This window comes from Bosea vestrisii, assembly GCF_030144325.1.
GTDB classification, from domain to species: Bacteria; Pseudomonadota; Alphaproteobacteria; order Rhizobiales; family Beijerinckiaceae; genus Allobosea; species Allobosea vestrisii_A.
The window spans coordinates 2,993,306-3,012,308 of sequence record NZ_CP126307.1 but is presented as its reverse complement, the minus strand read 5'-3'; the positions used below and the strand labels follow the sequence as shown (position 1 = coordinate 3,012,308).

Genomic DNA, 19,003 nt, shown 5'->3' with positions numbered 1-19,003 from the left:
TGAGAGGCGGGTACTTCGTCGGTTGCGCCCCCGAAACCCCATGCTATCGCACCGCCGCAATCCAAGCGCCGAAAGCCCTGGAACAGGCTCATCGTGCGCTTGATCACCGCAGCGTCGGGGATATGCACTCCACCTTCGTCAGAAGGTCGCCGGAGCAGTCCCCTGGAAGAGAGAGCGAGAGCGTGGCCGAGGGCGGATCGCAGGAACAATCCCCTGTCTCGGGCGTAGCCGAGCGCTATGCCACGGCTCTGTTCGAACTGGCCAGCGAGGCCAAGACGGTCGATGCCGTCGCCAAGGATCTCGACACCTTCAGCGCGATGATCGCCGAGAGCGATGATCTCAAGCGCCTGATCGGAAGCCCTGCCTTCTCCACCCAGGACCAGGTTTCCGCCGTCGCCGCGCTCACCGCCAAGGCCGGCATCTCCGGCAGCGCCGCCAACTTCATCGGCTTCGTTGCCAGCAAGCGCCGTCTGTTCGCGCTGCCGGGCATGATCCGTGCCTTCCGCGCCAAGGTCGCCGAAGCCAAGGGCGTGGTCAGCGCCGAGGTCACGCTCGCCGAGCAGCCCTCGGCCGCCCAGCTCAAGGACATCGCCGCGACCCTCAAGGATGTCGCCGGCAAGGATGTCGACGTTTCCGTGAAGGTCGACCCGGCCATCATCGGCGGTCTCATCGTCAAGATGGGCTCGCGCATGGTCGATGCGTCCCTGAAAACCAAGCTCAATTCTATTCGTCTTGCCATGAAAGAGGTCGGCTGATGGACATCCGCGCCGCTGAAATCTCCGCTATCCTGAAGTCGCAGATCTCGAACTTCGGCTCGGAAGCCTCGGTTACCGAGGTCGGTCAGGTTCTCTCCGTCGGCGACGGCATCGCCCGCGTCTACGGCCTCGACAAGGTCCAGGCCGGCGAGATGGTCGAGTTCGAGTCGGGCGTGCGCGGCATGGCCCTCAACCTCGAGAGCGACAATGTCGGCGTCGTCATCTTCGGTTCCGACCGCGAGATCAAGGAAGGCCAGACCGTCAAGCGCACCGGCGCCATCGTCGACGTGCCGGTCGGCAAGGAACTGCTCGGCCGCGTCGTCGACGCGCTCGGCAACCCGATCGACGGCAAGGGCCCGATCAAGTCGGCCCAGCGCGCCCGCGTCGACGTCAAGGCCCCCGGCATCATCCCGCGCAAGTCGGTGCACGAGCCGATGGCGACCGGCCTCAAGGCGATCGACGCGCTGATCCCGATCGGCCGCGGCCAGCGCGAGCTGATCATCGGCGACCGCCAGACCGGCAAGACTGCCGTGGCGCTCGACACGATCCTGAACCAGAAGGCGATCAACGAAGGTACGGACGAGAGCCAGAAGCTCTATTGCGTCTATGTCGCGATCGGCCAGAAGCGTTCGACTGTCGCCCAGTTCGTGAAGGTGCTCGAAGAGCGCGGCGCGCTCGAATACTCGATCATCGTCGCGGCCACCGCCTCCGACGCCGCCCCGATGCAGTTCCTGGCGCCCTTCGCCGGTTGCGCCATGGGCGAGTATTTCCGCGACAACGGCATGCACGCCGTGATCATCTATGACGACCTGTCGAAGCAGGCCGTCGCTTACCGCCAGATGTCGCTGCTGCTGCGCCGCCCGCCGGGCCGCGAAGCCTATCCCGGCGACGTGTTCTATCTGCACTCCCGTCTGCTCGAGCGCGCCGCCAAGATGGGTGACGCCGCCGGCAACGGCTCGCTGACGGCGCTGCCGGTCATCGAGACCCAGGCCAACGACGTCTCGGCCTACATCCCGACCAACGTGATCTCGATCACCGACGGCCAGATCTTCCTCGAAACCGACCTGTTCTACCAGGGCATCCGCCCGGCGGTGAACGTCGGCCTCTCGGTGTCGCGCGTCGGCTCGGCCGCCCAGACCAAGGCGACCAAGAAGGTCGCGGGCAAGATCAAGGGCGAGCTCGCCCAGTATCGCGAGATGGCGGCCTTCGCCCAGTTCGGCTCCGACCTCGACGCCGTCACCCAGCGCCTGCTCAACCGCGGCGCCCGTCTGACCGAACTCCTGAAGCAGGGTCAGTTCTCCCCGCTGAAGATGGAAGAGCAGACGGTCGTGATCTATGCCGGCGTCAACGGCTATCTCGATCCGCTGCCGGTCAACAAGGTTCGCGCCTTCGAGGACGGGCTGCTCTCGCTGGTGCGCGGCAAGCATGCCGACCTGCTGAACGAGATCGGCTCGTCGAAGGACCTTTCGGACGCGAACGCCGCGAAGCTGAAGGGTATCGTCGAGGCCTACGCCAAGTCGTTCGCCTGATCATTGCGAGCGGAGCGAAGCAATCCAGCCTCGCTCCGCCAGTCGTCTGGATTGCTTCGTCGCTGCGCTTCTCGCAATGACGGGTAGGGGATAGAGATCGAATGCCCTCCCTGAAGGACCTTAGAAACCGCATCGCCTCGGTGAAGGCGACGCAGAAGATCACCAAGGCCATGCAGATGGTCGCGGCGGCGAAGCTGCGCCGGGCACAGTCGGCCGCCGAGGCCGCGCGTCCCTATGCCGAGCGCATGGAGGCGGTGCTGGCCAATCTTGCCGGTGGCCTCGCCAATGGCAGCGCGCCGCGCCTGATCGCCGGCACGGGCTCCGACAAGGTCCAGCTGCTCGTGGTCTGCACGGCCGAGCGCGGCCTGTGCGGCGCCTTCAACTCCTCGATCGCCCGTCTCGCCCGCGACAAGGCAAACGCGCTCAAGGCCGAGGGCAAGACGGTCAAGATCATCTGCGTCGGCAAGAAGGGCTTCGACATCCTGCGTCGGCAGTTCGCCGCCGACATCATCGAAGTCGTCGACCTGCGCGCCTTCAAGCAGCTCGGCTTCGCCAATGCCGAGGCGATCGCCCAGAACATCCTGACGCGCTTCGCCAATGGCGAGTTCGATGTCGCCACGCTGTTCTTCTCGAAGTTCAAGTCGGTGATCTCGCAGATCCCGACCGCGCAGCAGATCATCCCGGCCGAGATCCCGGCTGGCGCCAAGACCACCGACGCGGTCTATGACTACGAGCCGGAAGAGAGCGAGATTCTCGAGACCCTGCTGCCGCGCAACCTCACGGTGCAGGTGCTGCGGGCGATCCTCGAGAACGCCGCCTCCGAGCAGGGCGCGCGCATGTCGGCGATGGACTCCGCCACGCGCAACGCTGGCGAGATGATCAAGAAGCAGACGCAGCTGTACAACCGCTCGCGCCAGGCGATGATCACCAAGGAACTGATCGAGATCATCTCCGGCGCGGAAGCGCTCTAACCGCCTAACTTTGGGCCGGCGCGCCGGCCATCCGACACGCTGAACGCGAATCCGAGGTTCGAACCATGGCCAAAGCCGCTACCAAGACCAAGACCGCCGACAAGCCCGCCAACACCGGCACCGGCCGCGTCACGCAGGTCATCGGCGCCGTCGTCGACGTCCAGTTCGACGGCGCGCTGCCGGAGATCCTGAATGCGCTCGAGACACAGAACCTCGGCAACCGCCTGGTGCTCGAGGTGGCCCAGCATCTCGGTGAGAACACCGTGCGCTGCATCGCGATGGACGCCAGCGAAGGCCTGGTCCGCGGCCAGTCGGTGACCGACACCGGCGCGCCGATCGCGGTTCCGGTCGGCGACGAGTGCCTCGGGCGCATCATGAACGTCATCGGCGAGCCGGTCGACGAGGCCGGCCCGATCTTGACCACCAATACCCGCGGCATCCACCAGCCGGCGCCCTCCTATGCCGAGCAGGCGACGGAAGCGCAGATCCTGGTCACCGGCATCAAGGTTGTCGACCTCCTGGCGCCCTACGCCAAGGGCGGCAAGATCGGCCTGTTCGGCGGCGCCGGTGTCGGCAAGACCGTGCTGATCATGGAGCTGATCAACAACGTCGCGAAGGCCCATGGCGGCTACTCGGTGTTCGCCGGCGTCGGCGAGCGCACCCGCGAGGGCAACGACCTCTATCACGAGATGATCGAGTCGGGCGTCAACAAGAAGGGCGGCGGCGAAGGCTCCAAGTGCGCCCTCGTCTACGGCCAGATGAACGAGCCCCCGGGCGCCCGCATGCGCGTCGCCCTGTCGGGCCTGACAGTCGCCGAGGACTTCCGCGACCGCGGCCAGGACGTGCTGTTCTTCGTCGACAACATCTTCCGCTTCACCCAGGCCGGCTCGGAAGTGTCGGCGCTGCTCGGCCGCATCCCCTCGGCGGTGGGCTACCAGCCGACGCTCGCCACGGACATGGGCAACCTGCAGGAGCGGATCACCACCACCAACAAGGGCTCGATCACCTCGGTGCAGGCGATCTACGTGCCCGCCGACGACCTGACCGACCCTGCGCCCGCGACCTCCTTCGCCCACCTGGATGCCACGACCGTGCTCTCGCGCTCGATCGCGGAAAAGGGCATCTACCCGGCGGTCGACCCGCTTGACTCGACCTCGCGCATGCTCTCGGCCGCCATCGTCGGTGACGAGCACTACAACATCGCCCGCCAGGTCCAGCAGATCCTCCAGCGCTACAAGGCTCTGCAGGACATCATCGCGATCCTGGGCATGGACGAGCTCTCGGAAGAGGACAAGATCTCGGTCGCCCGCGCCCGCAAGATCGAGCGCTTCCTGTCGCAGCCCTTCTTCGTCGCGGAAGTGTTCACGGGGTCGCCGGGCAAGCTCGTCGCGCTCGAAGACACGATCAAGGGCTTCAAGGGTCTGGTCGAGGGCAAGTACGACCACTTGCCGGAAGCCGCCTTCTACATGGTCGGCTCGATCGACGAAGCGGTCGAGAAGGCCCAGCGCCTGGCGGCTGAAGCCGCGTAAGGCTCCGACTCGCGTCATCAAGGGCGTCATTCTCGGGCTTGTCCCGAGAATCTCCCGACCAGAGGGCGCTGGTTTTCGAGATGGTCGGGTCAAGCCCGACCATGACGAGCCGAGGAAAGAGATACGATGGCCACCTTCACATTCGAACTCGTCTCGCCGGAGCGCATCCTGTTCTCGGGCGACGCCGTCAGCGTCATCGTGCCGTCGGTCGAGGGCGAGATGACCGTGCTCGCCGGCCATGCGCCGGTCGTCGCCGTGCTGAAGCCGGGCATCGTCCTGGTCCAGACCGGCGCCAACAACGGCAAGGAATTCTTCGTCTCGGGCGGCCTCGCCGAGGTCAACGCGACGAGCCTTACGATCCTCGCCGAGCAGGCCCGCTTCATCGAAGATGTCGACCAGTCGGTCCTCGATGCCGAAATCCTGACCGCCGAGACCCGCCATGCCGGCTCGCATGACGAGGCCGAGAAGAAGCGCCTGCACGACCAGCTTGTGCAACTGCGCGAGTTCAAGGGCGTGTTCGAGCAGCGCAAGGCCGCCTGAGCCGCCTGTCGCATCGGAAGAATTGGAAAGGGCCGGGAGCTTTCTCCCGGCCCTTTTTCGTATCTGCACTCTGTCGGGTCGGTCAGGCCGCGATCGCATCGGCCAGCGCGACGACCCGCTTGGCCATTTCGGCATGCAGGCGCTCGACCATGCGGCCATCGAGCTGGATCGCGCCCTTGTCGGCGTTCTCGGGCTCGGCGAAGGCCGAGATGATGGCGCGGGCGCGGGTCAGCTCGCTCTCCTCCGGCGCGAAAACGGTGTTCGCCACGGCGACCTGGTTCGGATGGATCAGGGTCTTGCCGTCGAAGCCGAGATCGCGGGCCTGTTCGCATTCGGCGCGGAAGCCAGCCTCGTCCTTGAGATCGTTGTAGACGCCGTCGACGACGTCGACGCCATGGGCGCGAGCGGCGAGGATCGCCGTGGTCAGCCAGGGCAGCATCGGCGCGCGCCCGGGCACGAAGCGCGCCCTCGTCTCCTTCGCGAGATCATTGGTGCCGAGGACGAAGCAGGCGAGGCGCGTCGCCGGATCGCGGGCCGCGCTGGCGACCTTCTCGCAGTCGAGGATGGCGAGCGGCGTCTCGATCATCGCCCAGATCTGCGTTTCCGGCTTGGCCCAGAGCCCGGTCAAACGGTGGCCGATCTCAATGAGCGTCTCGGGCGAAGAGACCTTCGGGATCAGGATCGCGTCAGGCGCGGCTTCGGTCGCGGCAGCGAGATCGGCGTCGAACCAGGGCGTGTCGATGCCGTTGGTGCGGATGATGAGCTCGCGCCTGCCATAGCCGCCGGCCTTCACCGCAGCACAGACTTGGCTCCGCGCCAGTTCTTTGGCGTCCGGGGCGACCGCGTCTTCCAGGTCGAGGATCAGCGCGTCGGCGGCAATCTCGCGGGCCTTCTCCAGCGCGCGGGCATTGGAGCCCGGCATATAGAGGACGCTGCGGCGCGGGCGGATATCGGTCATATTGTCTCTCCGGATTGAGGGTCGCCGGGTTCGCTGCAGTGCACAGTAGATCGCGCCGCAATGCAATGTCAGTTCTGCAAAAGATGGATGACAGGGCTGTGATGGGCTGGATTGCGGGTGTCGACGGCTGCAAGGCGGGCTGGATCGCGGCGTTCAGCGATGCCGACTTCAAAACGCCGCCAGCTGTCGAGGTCTTCCAAGACTTCTCGGCGATCCTGAACGACAAGCGTGCGCCGTCCGTCGTCGCAGTGGACATGCCCATTGGGCTACCCGATTGGACAGAAGGGAGAGGGCGCGGCCCCGAGGAGGCCGTTCGAGCCGTGTTAGGGCGTCTCCGCGGATCAGTCTTCAGCATCCCGTCGCGAGCGGCGGTCTATGCCGTCGACAGGCCCATCGTCGGAATGGAGGACATCACGCATTCTCATACCGTTGCTTGCGGGATCGCACGCCAAACATCGGGATTACAGGCGGCATTCAGCAGGCAGGCTTTTATGATCCTCCCCAAGATTCGGGAGATTGACCGCCTGCTTCGCGAGTTCCCTGAGAATGGCCCTCGCGTCAAAGAGATACATCCCGAAGTCGCGTTCTGGTCGATGAACCGAGAGCGCCCACTCAAGTTCGCGAAAAAGGAGCCGGCAGGCGAGGCGGAGCGCGTGGAGTTGCTTCGCGCGCAAGGGTTCGCGCTGTCGAGCATTCTGGCGCCTCCTCCCAAAGGTGCCAAACGTGACGACGCGCTCGACGCGCTCGCGGCGCTGGTCGTCGCCCGGCACATTGCCGCCGGGCGCGGCAAGCCCTTTCCCGATCCGCCGGGACGCGATAGCCACGGTCTACCTATCGCGATCTGGACCTATGTCACGGATCGCTCCCTCGTTCAGGATCCCGTCATGACAGAGAAGCCTGTGCCGCGCCCGATGATCGAGGCTGCTGCCGACCGCATTGCCGGACATGCCCGCACCACCCCGGTGATGCGCCTCGGCACCGGTGCCTTCGGCTCGCGCGCCGATGTCTCGCTCAAGCTCGAATGCCTGCAGCATGCCGGCTCGTTCAAGACGCGCGGCGCCTTCAACAACCTGCTCTCGCTGGATGTGCCCGCCGCCGGCGTCGCCGCCGCATCGGGCGGCAATCATGGCGCAGCCGTCGCCTATGCTGCCGGAGAGCGCGGTGTGAAGGCGACGATCTTCGTGCCAGAGATCTCGCCGGCGGCGAAGGTCGAGGCGATCCGCCGCTTCGGCGCCGAGGTCCGGATCGGCGGCGCGCAGTATGACGATGCGCAGGCAGCCTGCGACAAGTTCGTGGCCGAGACCGGGGCACTGAAAATCCACCCCTTCTCCGCCAAGGAGACGGTCGCTGGCCAGGGTACGCTCGGCCGCGAATGGCAGAGCCAGGAGCCAGATCTCGACACCGTGCTCGTCGCGGTCGGCGGCGGCGGGTTGATCTCCGGTATCGCCGCCTGGTTCGCCGGCAGCAGCGTCAAGGTCGTCGGCGTCGAGCCGGAAGGCTCGCGGGCGCTGCAGGCCGCGCTCGAGGCCAAGGGGCCGGTGACGGTGACCGTTGCTTCAGTCGCGGCGGATTCGCTCGGCGCCCGTAATGTCGGGCAGCTGGTCTATGATGTCTGCAAGGACGCGGTCGACCATGTCGCTTTGGTGCCGGATGCAGCGATCGTTGAGGCGCAGCGGGTGCTGTGGCGTGATTTCCGCCTGGCGGTCGAGCCCGGTGGCGCTGCGGCGCTCGGCGCGCTGATCAGCGGCGCCTACAAGCCGCAACCGGGCGAGCGCCTCGGCGTGCTGGTCTGCGGCGCCAATATCGACCTCACCAAGCTCGCCGAGATCACTGCATGAGCAAGCGGGGCATCGCCAAGGGTGGCAAGGCGGTCTATGGCGCGCCGCTCGGCGTGCTGATGCTGGAGGCGCGCTTCCCGCGCATCCTCGGCGATATGGGCAATGGCGCGACCTGGCCCTTTCCGGTGCTCTACAAGGTCGTCTCGGGCGCGAGTCCGGAGAAGGTGGTGCTGAAGGGAGCGGCCGGGCTGCTCCCAGACTTCATCGCGGCGGCGCAGGAGCTTGTCCGCCTCGGTGCCGAGGCGATCACCACCAATTGCGGCTTCCTCTCCCTGTTTCAGCAGGAGCTCGCGGCGGCCGTCGGCGTGCCTGTCGCGACCTCCTCGCTGATGCAGGTGCCCTGGGTGCAGGCGACCTTGCCTCCCGGCAAGCGTGTCGGCCTCGTCACCGTCTCGGCGGCGACGCTGACGCCTCAGCATCTGGCGGCAGTCGGCGTCCCCGTCGACACGCCGGTCACCGGCACCGAGAACGGCCGCGAATTCTTCCGCGTGCTGATCAGGGCCGAGCAGGAGGAGATGGATATCGACCTCGCCGAGCGGGACGTGGTCGAGGCGGCGCAGCGGCTGGTCGCACGCCATCCCGAAGTCGGCGCCATCGTGCTCGAATGCACCAACATGCCACCCTATGCAGCGGCGGTGCAGGCCGCGACGGGGCTGCCGGTCTACGATATCTATTCGATGATCACCTGGTTCCATGCGGGCCTCAGGCCGCGCGACTTCCGCTAAGCCTGGACCAGCTTTACGGCGGGCCTCGCCGCAGCGCACAATGAAGGCCCGCCGGGAGAGCCAAGCCGATGTCCGACACGCCCAGCAAGACCAGTACCGGCCGCTTCTTCGAGGATTTCCGAATTGGCGAGACGATCGTCCACGCGACACCGCGCACGGTCACGGTCGGCGATGTCTCGCTCTACACCGCGCTCTACGGGCCGCGCTTTGCGGTGCAATCCTCGGATGCCTTCGCCAAAGCGATCGGCTATCCGGCCGCTCCGGTCGACGATCTGCTCGTCTTCCACATTGTCTTCGGCAAGACCGTGCCGGACATCTCGCTCAATGCCGTCGCCAATCTCGGCTATGCCGATGGCCGCTTCCTGAAGCCGGTCTTTCCAGGCGATACGCTCTCGACGACGTCGGAGGTGATCGGGCTGAAACAGACCTCAGGCGGCGATGCGGGGATCGTCTATGTCCGCTCGATCGGCCGCAACCAGCACAATGAGATCGTGCTGAGCTATGCCCGCTGGGTGCTTGTGCGCAAGCGCCAGCCTGGTACGCCGGCAGCGTTCGAGCAGGTGCCGGAGCTACCGAAGAGCGTCGCGCCGGAGGCGCTGGGCGAGGGCTGCCCGCCACTCCAGCTTGCGGCCTATGATGACGCGCTCGCCGGCTCACCCTTCCGCTGGGGCGACTACCAGGCAGGCGAGCGCATCGACCATGTCGACGGTATGACCGTCGAGGAGGCCGAGCACCAGATCGCGACCCGGCTCTACCAGAACACCGCCAAGGTCCATTTCGACGGCTATGGCGCGCGCGAGACCCGCTTCGGCAAGCGCCTGATCTATGGCGGCCATGTCATCAGCCTGGCGCGGGCGCTCTCCTTCAATGGACTCGGCAACGCCTTTCACATCGCCGCGATCAATGCCGGACGCCATGTCTCGCCGCTGTTCGCCGGCGATACCGTCTTCGCCTGGAGCGAAGTGCTGGAGGCAGCCGAGGTTCCCGGGCGCGAGGATGTCGGGGCGCTGCGCCTGCGCCTCGTGGCGACCAAGAACCTGCCCTGCAACGAGCACCCGCTGAAGCACACCGACCAGTACGCCGACGGCGTGGTCCTCGACTTCGATTATTGGGCGCTGCTGCCGTGCTGAGCGGTGTCCTCGACAAACCCGTCATTCCGGGTGCGCCGCGTAGCGGCGAACCCGGAACCCATAACCACGACGCTATTCCAGCTCGTTATGCTCGCACGAGGCTGACCATAACAGGAGAGGACGGTGTTCATGGGTTCCGGGCTCTTTGCTGCGCAAAGCCCCGGAAAGACAGCGGTTATGCTTAGACTGCTACGGAGACCGGGTGCCTTCGCCCGTCTTCTTGACGCTGACCTTGCCCTTGCCGTCGACCATGGCCTCGTAGGTCAGGAGGTCGATGCGCTCCTCCTGCGAGATCGAGACGGTGAAGGAGGTCGTGGAGTTCTGCTTGATCGCGCTGATCCCGCCGCCGCCGACCTGCTTATAGGTGCGACTGATATCGGCGAGGATTGCCTCGATGATGCATTTGGAGCGTTCGATCGCGTTCATCTGGCAGCGCTTTCCTGTGGCGTGGGCGGAGCCGAGCAGGCCGGCCATTCCGCTCAGAACGAGAATGAGCATCGAAAGGTTTCGTGAGGTGGTGCGTGGCATGGCGGTCCAGCCGGGTTGAGTAAGCTTACTTGCGCAAGGGCCGGTGCGTGAGCATGGCGTTGCTGGCGACCTCGGCGGGAATGCGCGGATAGATGCGCTGCGTCTTGGCCTCCCAGTCGGTCGCCGTCAGCGCGTTGCCCTTGCCGGAGAGCGCGACCATCGCCTTGCGCCACGGCATGGCGTGGCTCAGGCGCAGCTGCATGCCCTGGCCCATGACGGAATACTTGTCGACATCGGCGACGCCGTAGCAGTTCGAGGCGTTGGTATCGCCGCCTGGCGGGCAATGCGCCTTGCCGATGTCGACATGGCCGAGCCCGAGCAGATGCCCGACCTCATGGACATGAGCGCGCTGCATGATCGCCTTGCCCTTGCTGTCGGTGCCCTTCTGCACCGAGTTGGTGTCGAGGCTGTCATAAAGCTTGGAATGCGAGCCGAACCAGGTCTCGCTCTTGTGCAGGCGGACCACATCGATGACGTGATGGTGGCCGCCGAGCGCGATGTCGCGATCCTCGATCTTGAACAGGCACCAGATGTTGGGTCGGTATTTGATACCGTTCTTCTCGATCTCGTAGACCGGGAAATTGTTGGACAGCCAGAATTTGCCGTTCCAGAAGCGGGCCGCGGTATCGACGAAGTTCTTCCGCCACAGATTCCAGCTGCCAACCGTCCATTTGACGATCTTGCGGTTTGGCGCGGTGGCGCGGCCATAGTCGTGATAGGTGCCTTCGGCGGCTCCTGCAGCCGGATTGACCTGCCGGAAGCCGAGCTTGAGCGTCAACGTCAGCTCGGCATTGTTGTAGGGATCGCACGTGTCGGTGTTCAGTTCGGCGTCGGATTGTGGAAGGCTCATGCCCAGTTTCATGGATGATCCTCGCCCTCTGCGATACGGTCCTGAGAAGGATAGCGAGCTGCGCTTGTCCGGCTTTAGGCGGTTTTCGCCGGTGGCCTGAGGAGGAGGCCGGGATCAGCTAAAGTTACAGATTTTATTTTCTGTAACCGACCATTCGCTTGCCGCATTGCAGCACGAGGATGGTTTCGTTAGACAGCCATTCACTCTAGAACGATACCAAGCGATCTTCGCTTCGTGAGCTTGAAGGGTCGGGAGTTCTCAACTTGGCCGAGTCCAGACCGGCGGCACGCCCGCTTTCCCCGCATCTGCAGATCTACCGCTGGTCCTGGACCATGGCGATGTCGATCGCCCACCGCGTTACCGGCTCGGCTCTCTATGGTGGCACGCTCCTGATCGCGCTCTGGCTCATCGCGGCCGCGTCCGGCCCCGCTGCCTACGAGACCGCCCAATGGATCGCCGGCTCCATCCTCGGCAGGCTCGTGCTGTTCGGCTACACCTTCGTGCTGCTGCACCACATGGTCGGCGGTCTCCGGCATTTCGTCTGGGATCTCGGCCATGGCTATGAGCCGCAGACCCGCATGAACCTGGCGAAGTACAGCGTCGTCGTCTCCGGCGGGCTCACTGTGCTCGTCTGGATCGTCGCCCTGACGCGCTGAGGACAAAGCCGATGCTCTCCAACTCCTCGATGCGCACTCCGCTTGGCCGCGTTCGCGGTCTCGGTTCGGCCAAGTCCGGCACCGGCCATTTCTGGCTGCAACGCGTCACCGCCGTCGCCAACGTCATCCTGACGCTCGCCTTCCTGTGCATCGTCATCTCGTTGATCGGCAAGCCCTACGCCGTCGCCGTCGCGACGCTCGGCAAGCCTTATGTCGCGATCCTGATGTTGCTCTTCACCGTCTCCGGCGCGGTTCATATGCGCCTCGGCATGCAGGTCATCATCGAGGACTATGTCCAGCACGAGGTGCTGAAGATCCTCGCCGTGATGGCCAATACCTTCTTTGCGATTGCGGTTGGCGCCGCCTGCGCCTTCGCGCTCCTGAAGATCTCGTTCGGAGGCTGACCATGGCGATCACCCGCGCCCGCCCCGTCCCGGCCTATACCGGCCAGGCCTACGCCATCACCGACCACACCTTCGACGTCGTCGTCGTCGGCGCCGGCGGCGCCGGGCTTCGCGCCACGGTCGGCTGTTCGCAGGCCGGCCTGCGCACCGCTTGCATCAGCAAGGTCTTCCCGACCCGCTCGCACACGGTCGCAGCCCAGGGCGGCGTCGCCGCCTCGCTCGGCAATATGGGCAAGGACACCTGGCAGTGGCACATGTACGACACCGTCAAGGGGTCAGACTGGCTCGGCGACCAGGATGCGATCGAGTATCTCGTGCGCAACGCGCCGGCCGCAGTCTATGAGCTCGAGCATTGGGGCGTGCCGTTCTCGCGCACCGAGAGCGGCAAGATCTACCAGCGCCCCTTCGGCGGCATGACCACCGACTTCGGCAACGGCCCGCCGGCCCAGCGCACCTGCGCCGCCGCCGACCGCACCGGCCATGCCATGCTGCACACGCTCTATGGCCAGGCGCTGCGCTACAACACCGAGTTCTTCATCGAGTACTTCGCCATCGACCTGATCATGGACGAGGATGGCCATTGCCGTGGCGTGCTCGCGCTCAAGCTCGATGACGGCACGCTGCACCGCTTCCGCTCGCAGCAGACGATTCTTGCGACCGGCGGCTATGGCCGCGCCTATTTCTCGGCGACCTCGGCCCATACCTGTACCGGCGACGGCGGCGGCATGGTGCTGCGCGCCGGCCTGCCGATGCAGGACATGGAGTTCGTGCAGTTCCATCCGACCGGCATCTATGGCTCCGGCTGCCTGATCACCGAGGGCGCGCGCGGCGAGGGCGGCTATCTCACAAATTCCGAGGGCGAGCGCTTCATGGAGCGCTATGCCCCTTCGGCCAAGGACCTCGCCTCGCGCGATGTCGTCTCACGCTCGATGACGATGGAGATCCGGGCCGGCCGCGGCGTCGGCAAGAACAAGGACCACATCTACCTGCATCTCGACCATCTCGACCCGAAGATCCTGCACGAGCGCCTGCCCGGCATCTCGGAGAGTGCCAAGATCTTCGCCGGCGTCGATGTCACCCGCGAGCCGATCCCGGTGATTCCGACGGTGCACTACAACATGGGCGGCATACCCACGAACTTCCACGGCGAGGTTCTGACCAAGGTCGATGGCGATCCGGATCGCGTCGTGCCGGGCCTGATGGCAATCGGCGAAGCCGCCTGCGTCTCCGTCCATGGCGCCAATCGCCTCGGCTCGAACTCGCTGATCGACCTCGTCGTCTTCGGCCGTGCCGCGGGCCTGCGCTGCGCCGAGACCGTCAAGGCCGGCGAGAAGCAGCCGGAGCTGCCGGCGAACTCGGCGGATCTGTCGCTCACCCGCCTCGACAAGTACCGCAACGCCAAGGGCGGCACGCCGACGGCGGTGCTGCGCGACAAGATGCAGCGGATCATGCAGGACAACTGCGCGGTCTACCGCACCGGCGAGACGCTGGAAGAAGGCCACAAGCTGATCCACGAGGTCTGGGGCGGCATCACCGACATCGGCACGACGGATCGCTCGCTGATCTGGAATTCCGACCTGATCGAGACGCTGGAGTTCGACAACCTGATCACCCAAGCGGTCGTCACCATGGACTCGGCGCTGCAACGTCCCGAAAGCCGCGGCGCCCATGCGCGCGAGGACTATCCGGACCGCGACGACAAGGACTGGATGAAGCACACGCTCGCCTGGATCGACGACGAGAAGCGGACCATCGCGCTCGATGACCGTCCGGTGCACACCTACACGCTCTCGAACGATATCGAATACATCAAGCCGAAGGCGCGGGTGTACTGAGGACGATCTGACAGATGGCCGAATTCACTCTCCCGCAGAACTCCCGCCTGACCGAAGGCAAGGCCTGGCCGAAGCCGGCTGCCGCCAAGAAGGTCACCGAGTTCAAGATCTATCGCTGGAATCCCGACGATACCGCCAACCCGCGCACCGACACCTATTATGTCGATCGCGAGGATTGCGGGCCGATGGTTCTCGACGCTCTGATCTGGATCAAGAACAAGGTCGACCCGACGCTGACCTTCCGGCGTTCCTGCCGCGAGGGCATCTGCGGTTCCTGCGCCATGAACATGGACGGCAAGAACGGGCTCGCCTGCACCACCGGCATCGACGAGTGCGGGGCCAAGGGCAAGATCGCGATCTACCCGCTACCGCATATGCCGGTGGTCAAGGATCTGGTTCCGGACCTGACCCGCTTCTATGCCCAGCACGCCTCGATCGAGCCCTGGCTCAAGACGACGACGCCGGCGCCCGAAAAGGAATGGAAGCAGGCCAAGGACGACCGCGAGAAGCTCGACGGGCTCTATGAGTGCATCCTGTGCGCCTGCTGCTCGACCTCGTGCCCGAGCTATTGGTGGAACGGCGATCGTTATCTCGGCCCGGCCGCGCTGCTGCAGGCCTATCGCTGGCTGATCGACAGCCGCGACGAAGCCACTGGCGAGCGCCTCGATGATCTCGAGGACCCGTTCCGGCTCTATCGTTGCCACACCATCATGAACTGCGCCAACGCCTGCCCCAAGGGCCTCAATCCGGCCAAGGCGATCGCGGAAGTGAAGATGATGATGGTGACGAGGCAAGTCTGAGCCTGCTGCGCGGCCGGAGGGCAGCGCGTCATGCTCGGGCTTGACCCGAGCATCTCAGGCCGGAGGAGGTTCCGGTCAGCGCCTTCTCGTCATGAGATTCTCGGGCCTGCGTTTCGCTCCGCCCGAGAATGACGCACGAGCCTCGGCGAGGCTTGAATCTTCACCTCAATTCCGCCGCCGATTCCGCCGCTTTCGGCCTTCACTCGATCACGCCCGCGACAAGACGCCGCGCTCTCCTGGTGACGCTAAGTCACTGCATGAGGGCGAATCATGTCGCAAGAGCAAGAGCAACAGAACGAGAGCAAGCCTGAACCTCCGCTCCTATCCCTCGGCATCACGCCGAGACGGTTCGGGCGCAGTCCGGGCCTGAAGTTCTTCGTCATCGGCTTTTTGGCGCTATTGCTGCTGATCCCGTTGATGTTCGTCTCCGGGCTGCGCAGCGAGCGCTCGGCCACCGCCAGCCAGGCAGCGCGCGAGATCGGCGAGGCCTGGGGCCGCGAGCAGATCGTCGGCGGGCCGGTGCTGATGGTGCCCTATCTGGTGCCGCCCAAGATCGCTAATGCCGCGCCGACGCGCGAGGTCGCGGTCTTCCTGCCGGACGACCTCCAGGCCAGCTCAGAGGCGCAAACCGAAATCCGGCGGCGTTCGATCTTCGACGTGCCGGTCTATCGCAGCAAGGTCGCGCTGAACGCGCGCTTCCTGCCACCCGATTTCAAGGCGATTACGTCCGACGCGGTACAGCCGCTCTGGAACGAGGCAGTGCTCGCCGTTGGGGTCGCCGATGTCCGCGGCCTGAAGAACCGCGCCACGGCGCAGATTCGTGACGGTGCGGCCATCGAGTTCGAGCCAACATTCGGCGCCGGCCTCCGCGAGGGCAGCGGCATCCATGCCGCCTTGCGCGATGTCGATCTGATCAAGCCGCTTTCGGTCGAGATCGGGCTCGACCTCAACGGCTCGCGCAGCCTGTCGATCGTGCCATTGGCCAAGAACAGCGCGATCCGGATGAGCTCTAACTGGGAGCATCCGAGCTTCTCCGGCGCGCATCTGCCGGATGACCGGGTCATCGACGCCAACGGCTTCTCGGCCTCATGGCGGGTCTCGCATCTGGCGCGCAACCTGCCGCTCGCCTTCAGCCATGACAACCGGCGTGCCGATGCAACCTTCCTCAATGGCGGCGTCGGCGCGCGCTTCTACCAGCCGGTCGATCTCTACCAGCTGGTCGATCGCGCCATCAAATACGCGATCCTGTTCGTCGGCGCGGTCTTCCTTGCCGTATTCGGGCTGGAACTAGTGGCGCGCGACAACCTCCATGCCGTCCAGTACACCCTCGTCGGCTTCGCGCTGGTGCTGTTCTACGTGCTGCTGCTGTCGCTGGCGGAGCATCTCGGCTTCCTCACCGCTTATCTCGTCGCGGCAGCGGCGACGACGGCGCTGATCGCGCTCTACATAGGCCTCGTCCTGCGCAGTTTTGCGCGCGGCGCCGTCTTGGGGCTGATCCTCGCCACCGGCTACGGGCTGGTCTACGCGCTCTTGAAATCCGAGGATTTCGCCCTGCTCGCTGGGGCGATCGGCGCCTTCGTCGCGCTGGCGACGCTGATGCTGGCGACCGCCAGGGTCAACTGGTCCGGCCTCGGTGACAGCGTGGCGAAAACTGTCACAAGCGACCCGGCGCGGCCGACTGCGCCGGTATGACGACTAGGACAGGTAGCGGTCCGGCGCGAAAGGCGCCGGGTCGGCCGGAGCCTGCTCGCCGCAGACCATCGCGGCGAGGATCTCCCCCGTCACGGGCCCGGTCGAGAAGCCGATATGCTGATTACCGAAGGCGAGCCAGAGGCCGGGATGGCGCGGCGCCTCGCCGATCATCGGCAGTGAATCCGGCAAGGTTGGGCGCGAGCCGCGCCAGGTCGTCTCCTCAGCCGGTTCGGTCAGTGGAAAGGCCTCGCGCGCCCGCGGCAGCACCTGCTCGATCTGGGCATGGTCGTCGGGCGCATCGCGATGGGCGAGCTCGACGCCGCTGGTCAGGCGCAGGCCCAGTTCCATCGGTGCCAGCATGTAGGACGCTTCGACATCGTAGATCGGGCGGTTCAGGAAACGCCCCTGCGCCGGCTTGTAGTGCCGGTGATAGCCGCGCTCGACATTGAGCGGGACCTTGAGCCCGAGCGGTCGGAGCAGATCGGCGCTCCAGGGGCCGAGCGCGACGACCGCGAGATCGGCTTCGTAATGCGTGTTCTTGCCGGTGGCGCGCCAGCCATCGCCCTGCTTCGACAGTGCGGTCACTTCGTCGCGCAGGATGGTGCCGCCGCGGGCGGCGAACAGCGCCGCATAGGCTTCGACCACCGCGCCCGGCCAATCGACCGAGGCGCTGTCCTTGTGCAGCAGCGCCCCCGAGAAGATCGGGTTGAGGCTCGGCTCCAGCGCCGAGAGCGCCTGGCGGTCGAGCGCCTCGACGCGCACGCCATGATTCTCGAGGAAGGTCCGGCGTGCCGCGGCTGCGGCTACCCCGGCTTCGCTGCGCCAGAGTTCGAGGAAACCAGTGTCGCGCAGGCGCCAGGCGATGCCGGCTTCGGTCATCAGGCGCTTGTGCAGAGGCAAGGCGGGCGTGACCAGGCTCTCCAGCGCGGCGACGCGGTGGCTAAGCCGGTTCGGCTTGGCCTCGTTGAGGAAGCCGAGGATCCAGCCGGGATTGCCAAGGAGATGGCCGAGCCGATAGCGCACGGCCGCATGCCGGTTGCCGAGGTATTTCGGCAGGTTCTTCCACAGGCCGGGATTGTTGAGCGGCATGATCGAGGAGCGGCTGATCACGCCGGCATTGCCATAGGAGGTCTCGCGGCCGGGCTCGCGCCGGTCGATCAGCGTCACCTTGAGCCCGCGCTTCTGCAGCGCGAGCGCGCAGGAGACGCCGACCATGCCGGCGCCGATGACGATGACACTGCGAGTCACGCGATGAGACCTTGGTCGGCCGGCTCTTTCAGCCAATGGTCGAGGAAGCCGTCGAGCCAGATGCGCACGGCCGGATCGTACTGGTACCAGCCGTCAAGGTGCTGGTGGCGCAATTGCGCGCCCGGCATCAGCGTGCGCTCATGGGCGCGCACCGACCAGCGGCACATCATCGCCAGCGTCACTTCGGGGTGAAACTGGAGGCCATAGGCCTTGCGGCCGACGCGAACCGCCTGAACCGGGAAATCGCCGCCGGTCGCCAGGCATTCAGCCCCGGTCGGGCAGTCGAAGCCCTCGCGATGCCATTGATAGACCGTTCCAGGCCAGATGCTGCCGCTAGTGGCTGCATCGGCGTGGCCGGCTTCCGTCAGGCTGAGCGGGTAGTAGCCGATCTCGGCCCGGCCCTCGGCATGGGTGTAGACGGCTGCGCCGAGATGGCGGGCCAACATCTGTGCGCCGAGGCAGAGGCCGAGGAAGGGCGCTTCCTCCTTCAGGCAGACGCCGATCCAATCGATCTCCGCCTTGACGAAATCGTCGGGATCGTTGGCGCTCATCGGCCCGCCGAAGATCACCGCGCCGGCATGCTCCCGCATCGTCTGGGGCAGCGGGTCGCCGAAACGGGGCCTGCGGATGTCGAGGGCATGGCCGCGTTCGGCGATGAGGCGGCCGACGCGGCCGGGTGTCGAATGCTCCTGATGAAGCACGATCAGCACCGGCTTTCGCGGCGGCAGTGCGTCGAGGCGGTTGCGAAGCCGGCGACGGGTCGGGAAGCGATAGGACAGATCGTTCATCGCGATGGTCGATTGCGCTCCCGAAACCGGATTCTCCGCGCCGGATCACCCTAAAATGCGGTTTGCCGCCCCTCGCGGCAAGCAAATTATGAGCCATGGCCGGCATAGCGGACGTCAGCGCCGTGCATGCTTCGTGCAATCTTCCGTCAATACTCCTATGGCAATGCAACTCCTAGTGACGACGCTGATTGACTCCCAGGCTAGGTTCAGGCATGAGAATGAACGTT

The 19,003-nt window shown here is 65.6% G+C and carries 18 protein-coding genes; 13 read left to right on the top strand and 5 right to left on the bottom strand.

Features of this window, described 5'->3' with window-relative positions; genetic code table 11:
- Window positions 1–182: 182 nt before the first annotated feature.
- The 5 genes from QO058_RS14945 to QO058_RS14925 all read left to right on the top strand — a co-directional run bounded on the left by QO058_RS14945 (window position 183) and on the right by QO058_RS14925 (window position 5,324).
- Window positions 183–755 (top strand): F0F1 ATP synthase subunit delta, encoded by a 573-nt coding sequence (locus tag QO058_RS14945; RefSeq protein ID WP_284167113.1) that lies wholly within the window; start codon window positions 183–185, stop codon window positions 753–755.
- Complete coding sequence (gene atpA / locus QO058_RS14940; protein WP_284167112.1) at window positions 755–2,284, top strand: F0F1 ATP synthase subunit alpha; 1,530 nt, start codon at window positions 755–757, stop codon at window positions 2,282–2,284. Before QO058_RS14945 ends, atpA begins: the two co-directional genes overlap by 1 nt.
- Window positions 2,285–2,385: 101 nt before the next feature.
- Window positions 2,386–3,255 (top strand): F0F1 ATP synthase subunit gamma, encoded by an 870-nt coding sequence (locus tag QO058_RS14935; protein ID WP_284167111.1) that lies wholly within the window; start codon window positions 2,386–2,388, stop codon window positions 3,253–3,255.
- A gap of 65 nt (window positions 3,256–3,320) precedes the next feature.
- Entirely contained in the window at window positions 3,321–4,784 is a 1,464-nt protein-coding gene (atpD, locus tag QO058_RS14930) for a F0F1 ATP synthase subunit beta (RefSeq protein ID WP_129157295.1), read from the top strand.
- A gap of 126 nt (window positions 4,785–4,910) precedes the next feature.
- Window positions 4,911–5,324, top strand: coding sequence for a F0F1 ATP synthase subunit epsilon (locus tag QO058_RS14925; RefSeq protein ID WP_284167110.1), 414 nt, complete (start codon window positions 4,911–4,913; stop codon window positions 5,322–5,324).
- A gap of 82 nt (window positions 5,325–5,406) precedes the next feature.
- Here the strand turns inward: QO058_RS14925 and QO058_RS14920 are convergent, their stop codons facing one another.
- On the bottom strand, window positions 5,407–6,282 hold the full coding sequence (locus QO058_RS14920) for an HpcH/HpaI aldolase/citrate lyase family protein (RefSeq protein ID WP_284167109.1): 876 nt from the start codon (window positions 6,280–6,282) through the stop codon (window positions 5,407–5,409).
- A 14-nt stretch (window positions 6,283–6,296) separates the two neighbouring features.
- Between QO058_RS14920 and QO058_RS31115 the strand changes: the two genes are divergently transcribed.
- From QO058_RS31115 to QO058_RS14900, 3 genes are all read left to right on the top strand, one after another.
- Window positions 6,297–8,120, top strand: a complete 1,824-nt coding sequence (locus tag QO058_RS31115) for a serine/threonine dehydratase (RefSeq protein ID WP_347975310.1) — start codon at window positions 6,297–6,299, stop codon at window positions 8,118–8,120.
- The gene (locus QO058_RS14905; protein WP_284167108.1) at window positions 8,117–8,845 is read left to right on the top strand and encodes an aspartate/glutamate racemase family protein; all 729 of its coding nucleotides are present in this window, start codon (window positions 8,117–8,119) and stop codon (window positions 8,843–8,845) included. The genes QO058_RS31115 and QO058_RS14905 overlap by 4 nt, the downstream gene beginning before the upstream one ends.
- Before the next feature lie 68 nt (window positions 8,846–8,913).
- Complete coding sequence (locus QO058_RS14900; protein WP_284167107.1) at window positions 8,914–9,975, top strand: MaoC family dehydratase; 1,062 nt, start codon at window positions 8,914–8,916, stop codon at window positions 9,973–9,975.
- 189 nt (window positions 9,976–10,164) lie between these two features.
- On the opposite strand, the gene QO058_RS14895 is transcribed toward QO058_RS14900, so the two are convergent.
- Entirely contained in the window at window positions 10,165–10,473 is a 309-nt protein-coding gene (locus QO058_RS14895; RefSeq protein ID WP_284167106.1) for a hypothetical protein, read from the bottom strand.
- Window positions 10,474–10,528: 55 nt separating this feature from the next.
- Window positions 10,529–11,353 (bottom strand): zinc metalloprotease, encoded by an 825-nt coding sequence (locus QO058_RS14890; RefSeq protein WP_284167105.1) that lies wholly within the window; start codon window positions 11,351–11,353, stop codon window positions 10,529–10,531.
- Window positions 11,354–11,616: 263 nt separating this feature from the next.
- On the opposite strand from QO058_RS14890, the gene sdhC reads away from it, so the two are divergent.
- The 5 genes from sdhC (at window position 11,617) to creD (ending at window position 16,740) form a co-directional block, all read left to right on the top strand.
- Complete coding sequence (gene sdhC / locus QO058_RS14885; RefSeq protein WP_284167104.1) at window positions 11,617–12,009, top strand: succinate dehydrogenase, cytochrome b556 subunit; 393 nt, start codon at window positions 11,617–11,619, stop codon at window positions 12,007–12,009.
- A gap of 11 nt (window positions 12,010–12,020) precedes the next feature.
- Window positions 12,021–12,413 (top strand): succinate dehydrogenase, hydrophobic membrane anchor protein, encoded by a 393-nt coding sequence (gene sdhD, locus QO058_RS14880; RefSeq protein WP_284167103.1) that lies wholly within the window; start codon window positions 12,021–12,023, stop codon window positions 12,411–12,413.
- Between the two features lie 2 nt (window positions 12,414–12,415).
- Window positions 12,416–14,248: a succinate dehydrogenase flavoprotein subunit gene (sdhA, locus tag QO058_RS14875; protein WP_284167102.1), complete on the top strand. Its 1,833-nt coding sequence runs from the start codon at window positions 12,416–12,418 to the stop codon at window positions 14,246–14,248.
- Window positions 14,249–14,262: 14 nt separating this feature from the next.
- On the top strand, window positions 14,263–15,048 hold the full coding sequence (locus tag QO058_RS14870; RefSeq protein WP_284167101.1) for a succinate dehydrogenase iron-sulfur subunit: 786 nt from the start codon (window positions 14,263–14,265) through the stop codon (window positions 15,046–15,048).
- Between the two features lie 270 nt (window positions 15,049–15,318).
- The gene (creD, locus tag QO058_RS14865) at window positions 15,319–16,740 is read left to right on the top strand and encodes a cell envelope integrity protein CreD (RefSeq protein WP_284167100.1); all 1,422 of its coding nucleotides are present in this window, start codon (window positions 15,319–15,321) and stop codon (window positions 16,738–16,740) included.
- Between the two features lie 3 nt (window positions 16,741–16,743).
- Here creD and QO058_RS14860 read toward each other — a convergent pair whose 3' ends face one another.
- Both QO058_RS14860 and QO058_RS14855 read right to left on the bottom strand, forming a co-directional pair.
- The gene (locus QO058_RS14860) at window positions 16,744–17,988 is read right to left on the bottom strand and encodes an NAD(P)/FAD-dependent oxidoreductase (RefSeq protein ID WP_284167099.1); all 1,245 of its coding nucleotides are present in this window, start codon (window positions 17,986–17,988) and stop codon (window positions 16,744–16,746) included.
- Complete coding sequence (locus QO058_RS14855; RefSeq protein ID WP_284167098.1) at window positions 17,985–18,776, bottom strand: glutamine amidotransferase; 792 nt, start codon at window positions 18,774–18,776, stop codon at window positions 17,985–17,987. The genes QO058_RS14860 and QO058_RS14855 overlap by 4 nt, the downstream gene beginning before the upstream one ends.
- Window positions 18,777–19,003 lie beyond the last annotated feature (227 nt).